General features: G+C 55.3%; 16 protein-coding genes and 2 tRNA genes. 10 read left to right on the top strand and 8 right to left on the bottom strand.

Annotated elements, in window-relative coordinates; all coding sequences use genetic code 11:
* Positions 1–254: 254 nt before the first annotated feature.
* The 3 genes from EKM04_RS12130 to EKM04_RS12120 all read right to left on the bottom strand — a co-directional run bounded on the left by EKM04_RS12130 (position 255) and on the right by EKM04_RS12120 (position 2,024).
* Positions 255–328 (bottom strand) — tRNA-Pro (locus EKM04_RS12130).
* 419 nt (positions 329–747) lie between these two features.
* On the bottom strand, positions 748–1,344 hold the full coding sequence (locus EKM04_RS12125) for a dual specificity protein phosphatase family protein (protein WP_183897637.1): 597 nt from the start codon (positions 1,342–1,344) through the stop codon (positions 748–750).
* A gap of 92 nt (positions 1,345–1,436) precedes the next feature.
* Positions 1,437–2,024: a YqaA family protein gene (locus tag EKM04_RS12120; RefSeq protein ID WP_183897638.1), complete on the bottom strand. Its 588-nt coding sequence runs from the start codon at positions 2,022–2,024 to the stop codon at positions 1,437–1,439.
* A 446-nt stretch (positions 2,025–2,470) separates the two neighbouring features.
* Here EKM04_RS12120 and EKM04_RS12115 point away from each other — a divergent pair, with 446 nt between their 5' ends.
* Positions 2,471–3,118 (top strand): exopolysaccharide biosynthesis protein, encoded by a 648-nt coding sequence (locus tag EKM04_RS12115; protein ID WP_174152687.1) that lies wholly within the window; start codon positions 2,471–2,473, stop codon positions 3,116–3,118.
* Here EKM04_RS12115 and EKM04_RS12110 read toward each other — a convergent pair.
* Complete coding sequence (locus tag EKM04_RS12110) at positions 3,105–3,389, bottom strand: hypothetical protein (protein ID WP_174152686.1); 285 nt, start codon at positions 3,387–3,389, stop codon at positions 3,105–3,107. The two genes, EKM04_RS12115 and EKM04_RS12110, sit on opposite strands and share 14 nt — an antisense overlap.
* A 176-nt stretch (positions 3,390–3,565) precedes the next feature.
* Between EKM04_RS12110 and EKM04_RS12105 the strand changes: the two genes are divergently transcribed.
* Positions 3,566–3,640: transfer RNA gene (locus EKM04_RS12105), tRNA-Asn, on the top strand.
* Positions 3,641–3,888: 248 nt separating this feature from the next.
* Here the strand turns inward: EKM04_RS12105 and EKM04_RS12100 are convergent.
* Positions 3,889–4,179 carry a DUF2934 domain-containing protein gene (locus EKM04_RS12100; RefSeq protein WP_183897639.1) on the bottom strand — a complete coding sequence of 97 codons (291 nt, stop codon included), beginning with the start codon at positions 4,177–4,179 and terminating at the stop codon, positions 3,889–3,891.
* A 131-nt stretch (positions 4,180–4,310) separates the two neighbouring features.
* Here EKM04_RS12100 and EKM04_RS12095 point away from each other — a divergent pair, with 131 nt between their 5' ends.
* Complete coding sequence (locus EKM04_RS12095; protein WP_412762997.1) at positions 4,311–4,541, top strand: hypothetical protein; 231 nt, start codon at positions 4,311–4,313, stop codon at positions 4,539–4,541.
* 14 nt (positions 4,542–4,555) lie between these two features.
* On the opposite strand, the gene EKM04_RS12090 is transcribed toward EKM04_RS12095, so the two are convergent.
* Together EKM04_RS12090 and EKM04_RS12085 are read right to left on the bottom strand one after the other, a co-directional pair.
* Positions 4,556–4,930 carry a TIGR02594 family protein gene (locus tag EKM04_RS12090; RefSeq protein ID WP_183897680.1) on the bottom strand — a complete coding sequence of 125 codons (375 nt, stop codon included), beginning with the start codon at positions 4,928–4,930 and terminating at the stop codon, positions 4,556–4,558.
* Between the two features lie 377 nt (positions 4,931–5,307).
* Complete coding sequence (locus EKM04_RS12085; RefSeq protein ID WP_183897641.1) at positions 5,308–5,574, bottom strand: DUF982 domain-containing protein; 267 nt, start codon at positions 5,572–5,574, stop codon at positions 5,308–5,310.
* A gap of 187 nt (positions 5,575–5,761) precedes the next feature.
* Between EKM04_RS12085 and EKM04_RS12080 the strand changes: the two genes are divergently transcribed.
* The 4 genes from EKM04_RS12080 to sseA all read left to right on the top strand — a co-directional run bounded on the left by EKM04_RS12080 (position 5,762) and on the right by sseA (position 10,560).
* Positions 5,762–7,210, top strand: coding sequence for a cryptochrome/photolyase family protein (locus EKM04_RS12080; RefSeq protein ID WP_183897642.1), 1,449 nt, complete (start codon positions 5,762–5,764; stop codon positions 7,208–7,210).
* A gap of 122 nt (positions 7,211–7,332) precedes the next feature.
* On the top strand, positions 7,333–8,370 hold the full coding sequence (locus EKM04_RS12075; protein WP_183897643.1) for a cysteine synthase A: 1,038 nt from the start codon (positions 7,333–7,335) through the stop codon (positions 8,368–8,370).
* Between the two features lie 13 nt (positions 8,371–8,383).
* On the top strand, positions 8,384–9,121 hold the full coding sequence (locus tag EKM04_RS12070; protein WP_183897644.1) for an alanyl-tRNA editing protein: 738 nt from the start codon (positions 8,384–8,386) through the stop codon (positions 9,119–9,121).
* Positions 9,122–9,138: 17 nt separating this feature from the next.
* Positions 9,139–10,560 (top strand): 3-mercaptopyruvate sulfurtransferase, encoded by a 1,422-nt coding sequence (sseA, locus tag EKM04_RS23050; RefSeq protein ID WP_183897645.1) that lies wholly within the window; start codon positions 9,139–9,141, stop codon positions 10,558–10,560.
* A 51-nt stretch (positions 10,561–10,611) separates the two neighbouring features.
* Here the strand turns inward: sseA and EKM04_RS12060 are convergent, their stop codons facing one another.
* Entirely contained in the window at positions 10,612–11,502 is an 891-nt protein-coding gene (locus tag EKM04_RS12060; protein WP_234911046.1) for a DUF4344 domain-containing metallopeptidase, read from the bottom strand.
* A 144-nt stretch (positions 11,503–11,646) separates the two neighbouring features.
* Between EKM04_RS12060 and EKM04_RS12055 the strand changes: the two genes are divergently transcribed.
* The 3 genes from EKM04_RS12055 to EKM04_RS12045 all read left to right on the top strand — a co-directional run bounded on the left by EKM04_RS12055 (position 11,647) and on the right by EKM04_RS12045 (position 14,655).
* Complete coding sequence (locus EKM04_RS12055) at positions 11,647–12,114, top strand: DUF1203 domain-containing protein (protein WP_183897646.1); 468 nt, start codon at positions 11,647–11,649, stop codon at positions 12,112–12,114.
* 89 nt (positions 12,115–12,203) lie between these two features.
* Complete coding sequence (locus EKM04_RS12050; protein WP_183897647.1) at positions 12,204–12,539, top strand: PilZ domain-containing protein; 336 nt, start codon at positions 12,204–12,206, stop codon at positions 12,537–12,539.
* 127 nt (positions 12,540–12,666) lie between these two features.
* Complete coding sequence (locus tag EKM04_RS12045) at positions 12,667–14,655, top strand: bifunctional 2',3'-cyclic-nucleotide 2'-phosphodiesterase/3'-nucleotidase (protein ID WP_183897648.1); 1,989 nt, start codon at positions 12,667–12,669, stop codon at positions 14,653–14,655.
* The last annotated feature ends 144 nt before the right edge of the window (positions 14,656–14,799 follow it).

Here is a 14,799-nt window from a genome sequence, read left to right as displayed (position 1 = left end):
TGGTGTCTGGATAGCCCTTGGCGGTATACCCTCGCGAGCGTTTGACATGGCGTTGCGAGCGTATCGGAAAGGGGAACAATTCTAAGAGCTGATGAATGTCACGTCGCTCGCCGAAACTGAACACGCCTCAGCATGACCATTTTCAAAATTCTGAAATTGCCTATTGGAAATAAAAAGAGCGGCACCAGCTGAGGCTGGACGCCGCTCTAAAAAACCATGGATCGACTGAGCAGTCGATACCACTGTCAAAAACCTCGGAATGGCGGGATTCGAACCCACGACCCCTTGACCCCCAGTCAAGTGCGCTACCGGGCTGCGCTACATTCCGTCAACACATGTTAGCCTGATGTGACAGGTCGTTCTGTGTCGGTTAACCAACCCAAGGCACCTTGACACCCAGTCAAGTGCGCGACCGGGCCGCGCGACGCCCCGACACAGGAAAGGCGTTTATATAGATGGTAGTTCATGCGCAAGTGGAAAATCGCGGATAGGGGAAAAACAACGCCGACAAGCGGCTGATTTGGTCGCGAACGTCGAGCCGATTAACGATGAAACGCTCCTTTTTCAGTCTACTGGCGAAATAATACGCAAATATGTGGCTACCACATTGCCATCCCGGAAAAAGCATGTTTCTCTAATATTGCCCTTACGGAGGGGTAAAGGTTGAGGCCCGCCATATGCTGGGTGGGACAGCGGCGGGTCTCCCATTTTATCGTATTTTCGATATCATCATCAGTTCATGACGGTTCAGATCACCTTGGGCGGAGCCGCAGGCGCGTTCATGGTGGTGTATTTTCCGTGCTCGATCTCGTTCCAGCTTCTGTCCATCGCGTAAGCCGAGGACAGGTACGGGATGGAAACATGTCCGAACCGTATCGAGAGCTGTTGCTCTGCCGTGTCTTCATCCATGCCTGCGACGCGATACACATAGATGGCGGATGCGAGACCCGTTCTGTCGGAACCTGACTTACAGTGAATGAGGATGGGCTTTGGCGCATCGCGCATGATCTGCACCAGCTGAGCCACGCGCTCGGCACCGAGTTGTTTTCGTGCCGACATGCCAAAATCGATGTGCTCAACACCCAGCATCGCGGCTGTTGCCGTCTCTTCCCTGTACCACTCGGAATTCTCGTTCTCACCGCGCAAATTGATGATCGTCCTGATCCCCTTCGATTTCACATAGTCGGCAAGCTGCGTTTCGCTTGGTTGACTGGAGCGATAAAGCTGACCGGCGATAACCTCGTGAAAATTCCCGGAGAGCTGGAGAAATCCGATGTAGATGATGATTGCTGCTGCAGCGGAGATAAGCGGCAGAATTCCACGAAACCAAAAATATCTGATCATCTGTCTTCCCTGTCTGTTGAGACAGGAAATGACCGGCAACACTGACATCATGCTGAACGCGACAATTCGCGTCAGCCAAATTTTCGCGGTCCCTAATGCGCGAGACGGTAAATCCCGTAAACGGCGATCAGAGCGCCGGCGGCGATGGCGGTGATCATGCCCAACCGTTTCTCGATAAAATGACGAATCGGCTCACCGTACCGTTGCAGCAAGCCTGCGAGAAGGAAAAAACGGGCGGCGCGGGTGACGATGGCGGACACAATAAACACGCCGAGGCTTATATTGGCGGCACCCGAGAGAATCGTGACCACCTTTATGGGAGGCAGGTGGGCAAAGCCTGAGGTCATCAGGAGCAACAGGATGGTCTTGTAGTCCACCGAAGCCTTCAACTGCTCGAAGCTTTCCAGCTTGCCGTAGAACTCCAGGACGGGCTTGGCCAGGCTCTCGAACGCATAATGGCCAAGATGCCAGCCAGCAATACCACCCAGCACAGATGCCACGGTCGCCACAAGCGCGTAAAACATAGCCCGTTTCGGCTTGGCAAGAACCATGGGTATGAACAGGACATCTGCGGGCACGAGAAAAATCGAACTCTCCACGAAGGCGATGATTGCCAGCCACCAGACAGCCGTCTTTCTGGCGGCGAGCGCCATGGTCCAGTCGTAAATCCTGTTGAGCATCACAAGCCTCTCCGAAGCCGATTGACCATATGTCGGGTCTATAAATACTGTTGCGGCGCAACATTGAGGCGCAATGGGGCGGCATATCACGCAATGCAGCAGATAGAAAAGCCAAGCTCATCCGTCTGATGAGAGAAATCAATGTTGCAATGCAACCAAAGATATACTTTTCTTTGGTAAAATGTCGAATTTCGAAGTAAACTTAGCGTGGGACGAACAGAGGAGGAAACACCTTGTATTATCTTCACTTGATTGCAGCGCTGAACCCCTTCGTTTTGGCAACGTTGCTGCTGGTTTTGCTGGCCGGGGCCTACAACGCGTGGGTATCCCACCGATAAGGAGCCGTGAAGCTGCGACTTTGTGCTTTTGAAAAAAGCGGCTTGCCATAGGCACGCCGTGTCATGGGTGTTATCAATTCCGGCACCAAAACAAATCCGGGATGACGCATGACGCAGAATTTTACCTTTACGGATACATCGGAAAGTCTCAGCACGGTCCTGCAAAAGCTGATCGGTCAGCTCAGCGGCAAAACGACGACTTTGCGTGAACTGATGGAAGCCATTGGCGAGCAGGGATTGCTGCTGATGTGTGCCATCGCCTGCTTACCCTTTTTGATTCCCGTTTCCATTCCGGGCGTCAGCACGATCTTTGGTGCGGCTATCGTCATGATCAGCCTTGCGATCACTCTGAACAGGCTGCCTTGGCTGCCGAAGCGTATTCTCGACAAGCAGATGGAGACGGCCCGTCTGGTACCTGCGCTGGAAAAAGGCGTAAACATTGTTTCGAAACTTGATCGCTATATGCGCCCTCGCCTGCCTGCGTTGACGGCGGGTACCATTATCAGCCGCGTCAACGGCCTTGCGATCATGGCGGCCGGTATTCTCCTGATGATGCCCTTGGGTTTCGTGCCGTTTTCCAACACCCTGCCCGGTATCGCGATTCTTCTGTTTTCGGCCGGCATGATCCAGCGTGATGGCGCCACCGTTCTGGGCGGCTATATCTTCCTGGTTCTGACGACGATTTACTTCATTGCCCTCGCCTATGGTGCATTCTGGGCCGGACAGGGCATCAGCAACTCGCTTACGGGCGCGTGATGCCACCGCGGCGCGCTGCTTTATCGCGCTGCCTTCTTGCCCACCAGACAGAGAGCCGGCGACGCTTGCGACGTACGAAAGGTAAATCCTGCGACAGCACCAGCAGTCCTAGTGGTACCATCCAGAACCCAAGGATCGGTAAAAACCCCAGAATGCCGCCGATGACCAGTGCGGAACCGATCAGGATGCGTCCAACCCGGGAACGTGGCATCGCCACGCTCCATTTTCCGAGATGAAGGCGACCCGTTTTCGGGTGAAGACCAAACGTCATCGTGAATCCTTTTGCACAGGGGCGGCACTCAAAAAGTTTTCTGCGACCGGCATGGCCCGGAAAATGGGGACTTCGGTGGATAAAACAAGAGGAATGCACTTTTTTTGAAAAAACCGCTTGGCAAATCGTGAAAGCATTTGTATTACCCCGCTCACACCGCGCCAAGCAGCGCACGTTCCCTGGTAGCTCAGCGGTAGAGCATTCGACTGTTAATCGACAGGTCGCCGGTTCGAATCCGGCCCGGGGAGCCATTTCTTCTTAAGTGAATGAAATGATTTAAGACACGGCGTCAAGCATGTGTACTTTTGCTGCATATGAGCCCGTAAAACGACTCAAGTCTCACACCGTTTCGGCAACTTCAGATTTCGAGCCTCTCTCAGTGGATGTGGCCGGGCCTCACTGTTTGTGAGGTCTCCAAAGATACGGCGCCGTCATCCAGCCCATCATGAGAAAAAAAGCGCCGTCCTTTCGGACAACGCCTTTTTGATTTTTTTCAGACCTAATGCTTCTTCTTGGCTGCACCGCCGGACACAGTTGTCGATGTCGAAGAGACCGGGTCACTTGCGGGGAAACTGTCTTCCAGACCCTCTTCCAGATCCTTGTCGTCGTCGACTTTGTTGTGGGCTTCACGCTCCTGTTGCAGAGACTCCGCTGCGGGTGACTGCCCCTGCGAATGCAGTTCCTGCTCGGCCTCAGCCCAGTGCCGTTCGTGCTCGCCTTCGCGGCGGCCATCGCGTTCCCAGTTTTCATATGCCTTTTTGCGGATTTCGGATTCACGGTCAGTCGTCATGGTGCTTCTCCCTTACCTATGATGGCGAGGAAACATTGATGCCTGATATTTTGTTCCTGAAACGATGGACAAACGTTAACGGAACCTCACGGGTCCGGGCATCGTTAACACCACAACCAAGGAGATCCATGATGGATGAGAAACGCACAAAGCCGCTCGATATTGACGACGATGACGTCGCAGACTTCGAAACCGATCGTGAGCTTCACGGAAAGCCAGACGAACTTGCTCCGGACGAATCGACAAACCTGCGGGCGATGCGGCAGGCCGCGCGACAGCACGAAGATGCGTTCATTGTGTCGACTGACCTGGAGGACGACGATCAGCGCGACGCCGCTCCCGGGACGCGGGAGCAGCCGTAGGCACCCGTCAGTCTCTAACGGCGGACGGAAACAATAGATTTCCGGCTAAAGTTGGAAACTTGCACCCGGCCGGACTGGTTACCGCCCAATATCTGGGCGGTGCCGCCTCCAAGGCTCTTCAAGATACCGGCATGATAACGCTTGCCGGTTCTGACAACGACCACGTCGCCGGGTTTTGCATTATTGGTGGGCACTGCGTAGCCAAACGACGTCCAGGACTTGGCAAAACCGGATGATTTGGGCGGCTTACGCCCCGACTTGGTTGCAACAGCACTCAAGAAATGCCCGCACCAAGGCGTCTCTCGGGGATTGACGCCCATGAGCGCTTTCAGTGCTTTGGTATTCTTACCTTCATGAAGTCCGGAATATCGCTCGGCTTGATTCAGCATGCCAGCAGGTGAAGATGTAGTGAAAGCTGTGCAGAATGCAGCAGCCAGAACGAACGCAGTAAATTTCAAATTCTCGGCCCTTTAGAAATGCGCAAAGGATGTCTCACCCCTGGGATATCCATGCGCACATTCGCAGTCTCCTGCCGGTAGCCGCTGCAGCAAGAGTGTGCGCGGTGCCAGCAAGTGTCGATCTATGCCTGTAATTTAGCGAGAATTTGACGAGAAATTGACGAAAATTAGAACGATTTTTCGGAAATTTGTTAATGATTTAGAATTTTCGATGTCACCTCAACTTAAAAGAGCACGTTTTACCAAAAACGAAAAATCCACCCAGAGCATTGCTTCGGGTGGACGAATAATCTTCGCAATAAAACAGATCAGGATGCGAGCCGACGAGCTTCGACAAGGCAGTGCGCGTCTCGACTGGCCTCTACGAAGGCCGTGCGTGCGATTTCTCCCGCCACGCTGCCCAGCAAAGACGCGCGGCAGAGGCGAAGCGCCTGCTCGTAGACTTTTCCGTGACGGCTGGGCCACTCATGTTGCAAAAAGTCAAAGGCTTCATAAACACCATTGAACGTTCTTGGCGCACCGTTTTCCAGAGAGATAACCACCGGGGCCTCCCATTTCACGTCGTTGAGCATCATTGATTGGACTTCCATAAGCAATTAACCCGCCACTAACGTTGAGCCGGGGATATGGTTCCTCCGGAATCGGTTTCAAGAGACAAAAGTTGTGCTCTGAAAGCGATGTCATTTTAGGGCTTTACTATAAGGCCTTTGACGGAACAATGCTTCTCAACAAACATTGAGTCCGACGTGAACAGAGTGCCCCATGACCGAAACGAAAAAAGCTGTTATCCTGTGGTTTCGCAAGGACTTGCGTCTTTCGGACAACCGTGCCCTCGCCGCCGCAATCGACCATGGTGGCCCTATCATCCCCGTTTATATCCGTGAAAATGACGGTGATTCGTCTGGCGCTCTTGGAAGCGCTCAGGCGTGGTGGCTTTATCATTCGCTGGATGCTCTTTCCACCGCCCTCGATCGGCTGGGCAGCAGGCTTGTCCTGGCCTCAGGAAGCCCTGACGCTGTGCTTGAGCGTCTCGTCAAAGACACTGGCGCGGACGCGGTTTTCTGGAACAGGCGATATGATCCGGACGGGATGAAAGCCGATACTGATCTTAAGTCCGACCTGCGAGAGGGTGGTCTGATCGTCGAAAGCTTTGCGGGTCACCTGCTGCACGAACCCTCCAAACTCAAGACGAAGACCGGCGGTCCCTATCGGGTCTACACCCCGTTCTGGCGCGCGATCGAGGGAGGAGAGGAGCCAGCAGACCCGCTTTCTGCCCCTTCGAAATTAGCCTCCCCACCCCGTTGGCCAAAATCCGACGTGCTCAAAAGTTGGAATTTGCTACCCTCCAAACCGAATTGGGCAGTGGAGTTTTCCGATATCTGGACGCCCGGAGAATCAGGTGCCCAAGAAAATTTACAGTACTTTATCGACGATGCGCTGAAAGGATACGAGGAAGGCCGTGATATTCCGGCGAAGACCGCGACATCCATGCTTTCGCCGCATTTGGCGATGGGAGAAATATCACCGGCCCAGGTATGGGACGCGACACGCGACCTTTCTTCGAACATCGCTTCAAACGATCTCAGTCGTTTTCGCAAGGAGATTGTCTGGCGGGAGTTCTGCTACCACCTGCTGTTCCACTTTCCAGAGCTGGACGAGAAAAACTGGAACTCAAATTTCGACGCTTTCGAGTGGAGGACGGACACTGCCAAATTCAAGGCCTGGACAAAGGGCATGACCGGTTATCCGATCGTGGATGCCGGAATGCGACAACTCTGGCGGCACGGCGTGATGCACAATCGCGTGCGGATGATCACGGCGTCCTTTCTCATCAAACACCTGTTGATCGATTGGCGGAAAGGCGAAAAGTGGTTTCGTGATACTCTAGTGGATGCCGACCCGGCATCCAATGCCGCCAATTGGCAATGGGTCGCGGGTTCAGGTGCGGACGCCTCACCCTTCTTTCGTATTTTCAACCCCATCCTGCAGGGGGAAAAATTCGATCCCGACGGAGACTATGTCAAAACCTTTGTGCCGGAACTGGAGAAACTGGACAAAAAATTCATTCACAAACCGTTCGATGCACCCAAGGACATGCTGCAAAAAGCGGGTGTTGACCTCGGCAAAACCTATCCCAAACCACTGGTCGATCATAGCGAAGCCCGCCAGAGGGCGCTGGCCGCCTATTCCGATATTAAAAAGGGTGAGTAAACGGGAATCCGGCAAGATTTTGCGCCTTGCCCCCATTCATCAGAAGATATTTTCTTGTCATAAGGCGCATAGGCGAGGAGATAACGACATCATATTCGCTGACTGGATGAAAAGGCTCGATCATGACCATTCATAATTCCGTGCTGACTGCCATCGGCAACACGCCGCTCATTCGACTGAACGCGGTATCGGATGAAACAGGATGCGAAATTCTTGGCAAGGCCGAGTTCATGAACCCCGGTCAGTCGGTCAAGGATCGCGCTGCGCTTTACATTATCCGTGATGCGGAACGGCGGGGTCAGTTGCGTCCCGGCGGAACCATTGTCGAGGGCACCGCGGGCAATACCGGCATCGGTCTGGCCCTGGTTGCCAACGCGCTGGGTTACAAGGCGGTGATTGTCATTCCCGAAACGCAAAGCCAGGAAAAGAAGGACGCGCTGAAGCTTCTCGGCGCACAGCTTGTGGAAGTACCGGCCGCACCCTACTCCAACCCCAACAATTACGTGAAGGTCTCCGGCAGGCTGGCAAAACAATTGGCTGCAACGGATCCGAACGGCGCGATCTGGGCAAACCAGTTCGACAATATCGCTAATCGCCAAGCGCATATCGAAACCACGGCACCGGAAATCTGGGACCAGACGGATGGCAAGGTCGATGGCTTCATTTGTGCGGTTGGTTCTGGCGGAACTCTGGCTGGCGTGGCCGATGGCCTTCGTGATTTCAATCCCGACATCAAGATCGGTCTGGCCGACCCCGAAGGTGCCGCACTCTATGAATTCTACCAGAACGGGGTGCTGAAATCCGAGGGTTCGTCCATCAGCGAAGGTATCGGCCAAGGCCGCATTACCGCCAATCTTGAAGGCTTCCAGCCGGATTATTCGTACAGGATTTCGGATGCCGAGGCGCTTCCGATCGTGTTCGATCTCGTGGCCAACGAAGGGCTTTGCCTCGGTGGCTCCAGTGGAATCAACATCGCTGGCGCAATTCGGCTTGCCCGCGACCTCGGTCCGGGGCATACAATCGTCACCATTCTTTGCGACTATGGCAACCGCTACCAGTCGAAGCTTTTCAACCCGGAGTTCCTGCGGTCAAAGGGTCTTCCCCTCCCCGCCTGGCTGACGGAGAAAACACAGATTTCGGTGCCGTACGAAACTGTTTGAGGTCAATGCCCATATGCCTGTGAATGCCCTGTTTCGTGACGACTTCTATCTTTCCTCATGCGAAGGGGTGGTAACAGCAGTTCATGAAGATGGCGGCATAGAGTTGGATCAAACCTGCTTTTATGCCACATCGGGCGGCCAGCCGGGCGACACGGGCTTTCTGGAAAGAGGCGACGGCTCGAAGATCGAGATTGCCGTCGCTAAACACGGCACCGACAAGAGTATCATCATCCATGTCCCCACCGAGGGACAAGCTTCTCCCGAGGTCGGTGAAAAGCTGACGCTCCATATCGATTGGCCACGTCGCTACAAGCTGATGCGCATGCACACCGCCTGCCATCTTCTCTCAGTGGTCTGCCCCTGGCCGATTACGGGAGCTGCCGTCGGCGAAGACGAATCGCGCGTCGATTTTGATATGTCGGAGACCTTCGACAAGGACGAGGTGACGAAAAAGCTGATGGCGTTGGTGAACGAAAACCACCCGATTTTTCTCACCTGGATCACCGATGAAGAACTGGCCGCCAATCCTGATCTCGTGAAATCCAAGAATGTCCGTCCGCCCCTTGGGCTGGGGCGCGTCAGCCTTGTCTGCATTGGCGAAAACTCTGCGGTTGACAGCCAGCCCTGCGGGGGCACTCATGTTAACAACACGCAGGATGTCGGCGATATCCACATCGCTAAAATTGAAAAAAAGGGCAAGGAAAACCGCCGCTTCCGAATTCGTTTCGGCAATCCCGGCGCATCCACCTGATGTCTGGGAGAAATAGAGTGAGCGCGGACAAAAGTCGTTTCGTCGTTTCAGCGGACTGGGTCGAGCAGCAGCTTGGTACCCCGCATTTTCGCTTGGTCGATGCCTCCTGGTATCTGCCGGCCCACAAGCGCAACGGCAAAGAAGAATACGTCGCCGGTCACATTCCCGGGGCGGTGTTTTTCGATCAGGACGCGATCGCAGATCACGACACCGGTCTGCCGCATTCTCTGCCCTCGCCCCAGTTCTTCGCTGAACGGGTCGGCGAACTTGGCATCGGCGAAAGCGACACGATCGTCGTCTATGATGGTCCGGGTTTCTTCTCTGCACCGCGCGTGTGGTGGATGCTGCGGGTAATGGGCGCCGACAAGGTTTATGTCCTAGACGGAGGCCTGGATGGCTGGAAGGCGGCGGGCAAGTCCTTGGATACAGGCGTGACAGAGGTCGAGCCCTCAACATTCGATGTGCACTTCAAGCCGAAACGCGTCACGTCGTTTGCAGCGATGCGGTCCATCGTGGACAGCGGCGAGGAGCAGATTGCCGATGCCCGCGGTGCAGGCCGTTTCACCGGCGAAGAGGCTGAGCCGCGTGCGGGAATGCGCTCTGGCCATATGCCCGGCGCACGCAACCTGCCTGCAACTGCTTTTTCCGAGAACGGCCATTTCAAGGATCTGCCGACCATCCGCAAGATGATATCGGAGGCGGGTATCGACCTGTCGCAACCCATCGTGACCAGCTGTGGATCTGGCGTGACGGCTGCGGTCATTACGCTGGCGCTGGAATCGCTTGGGCATGCTGACAATTCGCTCTATGACGGTTCATGGGCCGAGTGGGGCAGCAAGGAAGACACCGCCATCGTCACAGGTCCTGCCGAACCGATAAAGGAACAGCCGCAGGGACCCCTCAAAGCGCATGTCACGCAGCTGGAAATGACATCGGCTCCGAAGGTCAGCTTGCCCGTGCCGGTCAATATCCAGACAGCCATCATGCGCACCACGGATATTCCCTTGCACTTCTACCGCTACCTCTATTGGCGTGTGGGCAAACGCTGGCACTGGCATAAACGCATGCGCATGAGCGACGCTGAGCTTTCCGCCACATTGCGCGACCCTGCCAATTCGGTGACCGTCCTTTACATGAACGGTGCGCCTGCGGGTTTCTTCGAACTGCACAAGCTGGATACCGACGTGACCGAGCTGTCCTATTTCGGCTTGATGGAAGAGGCGATCGGTGCGGGTGTGGGCAAATGGTTTTTGCTTCAGGCTCTTTATTCCGCCTGGCAGGACAACCCGAAAAAGATCACCGTCTCCACCAACACGCTGGACCACCCCCGTGCGCTTCAGCTCTACCAAATGATGGGTTTTTCGCCCGTCAGCACCTATGAGACATGGGTCGAACCGCTGACGGATACGGAATATCTGGAAATTTCCAGGCGGGGTTAAGCCGCCTGCCGTTATCCTCTGCCCATCAGAGGATAACGGTTGAGGACAGAATCAGAGCTCCTGCCCAAGGTTTACCGCTGTGGGAATTTCCTGGGCTGGGCCGCTTTCCTTTTCGCTGCCACCGGCGGAAAGATGTCCGGCAATCAGCTCGCCGTGAAACTTTGCGATCTCGTAACAGTAGGTGATCTCGCGCTTTTCCTCTGACCAGTAGATATCGGGTCGTCCGCAGCTGCGCGCCGTCAACTTGACGTCTCCCTTGAGGCGATAACCGTCGAAGCTGCGCGCGATCAGGTCGAGAACCTTGGATTCCTTGACGATGGTCGCGTAGATATCCAGAAAGGGATCGCGCACCGGCTCGTAATTCGCGACAAACTTTGTCGTTCCGGCTTTTGCCACATAGGGCTTCAGCGCCTCGTTCCAGCGAGAAACGGTCTGTGGGTAGGCGGTTTCGCAAGCCTTCCAGTCATCTTTCGGAAGCCCCATCATGTCGGCCAGGTCACCATAGCCGCCAGCGTCCTTGCCAACCATCAGGCAGGCCATCTGCCGGTCGCGTGCCGTGTTGGGCACCAGTGACGAATAGAGAGGAGCATTGTGGTCCGGCAGGGCTTGGCCCGAGCGGGCCAGATACCAGCTGTCGGTTGCGTTGACGATGGCAGTATCCAGCCACTCTTCATTGGCTTCGAGCATCATGGTCGCCGCCAGTTGATCGGCGCCGTCGTTTCCGGCTTCCGTCTGGGGGAGAGAAAGGTCGGATATCAGCATGCGCGACGCTTCATGATAAAGACCGAAAATCGCGTTTCCGATCACGAAGTTGACTGTTTGCTGCAATTGCTCGTCGGAAAGATCGTCCAAGGCGGGCGCTGTTTGCGCGTGGGCTACAGGTGAAAGAAGCGAGAAAACGGTGACCAGAGATACGGTGATCAACCTGCGCAGCATGGGCATGAACTTTCCAGAAAGAGGATGTTCGATTGATTGCCACACTCAACGGCACAAGCAATGGGGTGGTTGCCTTCCGACGCAAGAAACGGGTGGATACACGCATGTTTGAAGAGCATAGCGACAAACAAGCAACGCAAAGGAGCCGCTATGACACAGATCACTTTTACCGCCATGCATACAGACGAGTCGGAAGCCTTCCGCCTCGGCAAACCGGATGCCAATGGCCAGAAACCGGAACGCTCGATCGTCTCTGGAACCCTTCCCTGTCGCGCCTGTCTTGGGCACATACGCGACGGCGAAGCGGCGCTCCTGCTGGCCTATCGCCCTTTTCCGGGCCCACAACCCTATGCGGAGACCGGCCCGATCTTCATTCACGCCGAATCATGCGGGGCGTACGCAGCGCGGGAGATATTGCCGCCCATGCTCGACAGTACCGATTATATCGTGCGTGGCTACAGCTCCGACAATCGTATCGTCTATGGCACGGGCGAAGTGACCTCGACGGGCAGAATTGCCAAGCGTGCCAGCGAGCTTCTGACGAGAGAGGATATTGCCTACGTGCATGTTCGCTCTGCGCGCAACAATTGCTATCTGTGCAGGATCGACCGGGCCTAACGTCCCATTCCCGGTTATTTTAGGGAATATCCTAAACGCTCATCAAGCCTTCCGTGCGAGTTTGGCACGATTTGGATGGGAGTGGAACGATGGCTGGCAATCTCTGCATGACAAATCGCGGTGCAAACCGCAGCAAGACCCGCATCTACGGGACGGTTCAGTATTTTACACAAACGGTACAGGGTCGCGTGGTCGATCTCTCGGCCACCGGAATGGCGCTGGAACTCGAAGGACCGTTCGCCGCCGCCAAGGGGAGCCGCGTGACTGTGCGCAGCGACGATCTGGGCTTTATCGAGGGAACAGTGCAATGGCAGCATGCGAACCGGCTTGGTCTGCAATTGCAGCTTTCCACCAATACGCTGGCACAGCTGTCCTCCTATTTCCGCTTTTTCCATGAAGAGGTGAAGCCGACCTTGGCAACATAAAATAATTTACCGGACGGTTTAAAATCCGGGACAAGTCATATGCCCTTCATTTTGATGATGGACTCCTTTCGAATTCGTTTTACGCTGCCGTCATTTCGTACAGTCAGAATTTCATCGAGGAGTTTCCATGTCTTCGCTTATCGGCCTTCATCCCATCACGCGACGGTCCCTGCTGGGCGGCATCGCGGCGTCTTCGGCACTTGTCATGCTGCATCCGTTCGCAGCCCGCGCTCAGGGCAACCAGGCGCATTTGCGCATCATGGAAACGACCGACATTCACGTCCACGTCTTCCCGTATGATTATTATGCCGACAAGCCGAACGACACGCTGGGTCTGGCGCGCACGGCCTCCATCATCGACAGCATCCGCGCCGAGGCCGGAAACTCGATGCTGGTCGATAATGGCGACTTTCTTCAGGGCAATCCGCTGGGCGACTATATTGCCTACGAGCGCGGCATGAAGGCTGGGGACAAGCACCCTGTGATCAATGCCATGAACGTACTGGGTTACGACTGCGGCACATTGGGGAACCACGAGTTCAATTACGGGCTCGATTTCATGTTCAACACGCTGGGCGGAGCAGGTTTTCCCTATGTCTGCGCAAACCTGACGAAAGGCCAGCTTGCGGCCAATCCCAAGCAGGACGATTTGTTCTTCAAACCTTATGTCATCCTCGACAAGCAGATCAAGGACGGCTCCGGCGCGACCAGCACCGTCAAGGTCGGCATCATCGGTTTCGTACCGCCGCAGATCATGATGTGGGACGCCAAGAACCTCGAGGGCAAGGCACAGACGCGCGACATCGTCGATGCCGCCAAGGCGTGGGTGCCGGCGATGAAGGAACAGGGCGCCGATATCGTCATCGCTCTCTCCCACTCCGGCATAGAAGGCAAGGGCCAGAGCGATCGCATGGAAAACGCGTCGCTCTATCTGGCTGGCGTCAAGGATATTGATGCGGTCTTCACAGGCCACCAGCATCTCGTCTTCCCCGGCCCCAAGACATGGGACGGCATTGAAGGTGCCGATCCGGTCAAGGGTACGCTGATGGGTAAACCCGCCGTCATGGCAGGGTTCTGGGGCTCACATATGGGCCTCATCGACCTATTGCTGGAAAAGGACGGCAAAAGCTGGAAGATCGTGGATTTTACCAGTGAGGCGCGCCCGATTTACCACCGCGATGAAAACCGCAAGATCGTGGCAGACGTGAAAGACAAGCCGGAGGTCATTGCCTCCGTCAAGACCGATCATGAAGCCGCACTCGCCTATGTCCGTAGACCGGTTGGCAAGACATCCGCACCGCTCTACTCCTATTTTGCGCTGGTGGCGGATGACCCCTCCGTGCAGATCGTTTCCAATGCGCAGACATGGTATATCAAGGATATGCTCAAGGACGGTCAGTACAAGGATCTGCCGGTGCTTTCGGCGGCTGCGCCCTTCAAGGCGGGCGGTCGTGGCGGCTCGGATTACTACACCGATGTCCCCGCCGGTGACATCGCCATCAAAAACGTGGCCGACCTTTACCTCTACCCCAACACGGTGCAGGCCGTGCTGATCACCGGCGCGCAGGTGAAAGACTGGCTTGAAATGTCGGCCGGCATGTTCAAGACGGTGGAGGCCGGTTCCAAAAACGCACCTTTGCTGAACAATGATTTCCCGTCCTACAATTACGATGTTATCGACGGCGTGACCTACCAGATCGATATTTCCAAGCCGCCGAAATTCGATAAGGACGGGAAGGCGATCAACCCGGAGAGCAACCGCATCGTCAATCTCCAGTTCGGTGGTAAACCCATCGACCCGGAACAGAAATTCGTCGTGGCGACCAACAATTATCGCGCCAGCGGTGGTGGCAAGTTCCCCAATATCGGCTCCGACAAGATCATCTTCGTCGCGCCTGATACCAACCGAGATGTCATCGTGCGCTATATCATCGCGCAGGGCACCATCAATCCCTCGGCAGACGATAACTGGTCGTTCGCGCCGATTGCCAATACCACGGCAGTTTTCGAAACAGGACCGAAGGGGCGGCAATTTGCCAAGGATGTAAAGGGCGCAAAGATCGAGGAAGCCGGTGACGCGTCAGAAGGCTTTGCGAAGTTCCGCCTGATCCTCTGATGCCAAGGCGAGAGGCGTATTCTCGATGATACGCCTCTCGCTCTCGCAGATTTTACCGCATTCTTCTTATTATTTTAGACATCGCATATCTTCGTCGCAAATCCGCCGCGGGACGAGCGCCAGATCCTGGCAATATTTTTTCTC

Source organism: Rhizobium skierniewicense Ch11 (genome assembly GCF_023757665.1).
GTDB lineage: Bacteria > Pseudomonadota > Alphaproteobacteria > Rhizobiales > Rhizobiaceae > Agrobacterium > Agrobacterium skierniewicense.
The sequence above is the reverse complement of the archived record's forward strand: the minus strand, read 5'-3'. Positions and strand labels throughout refer to the sequence as shown.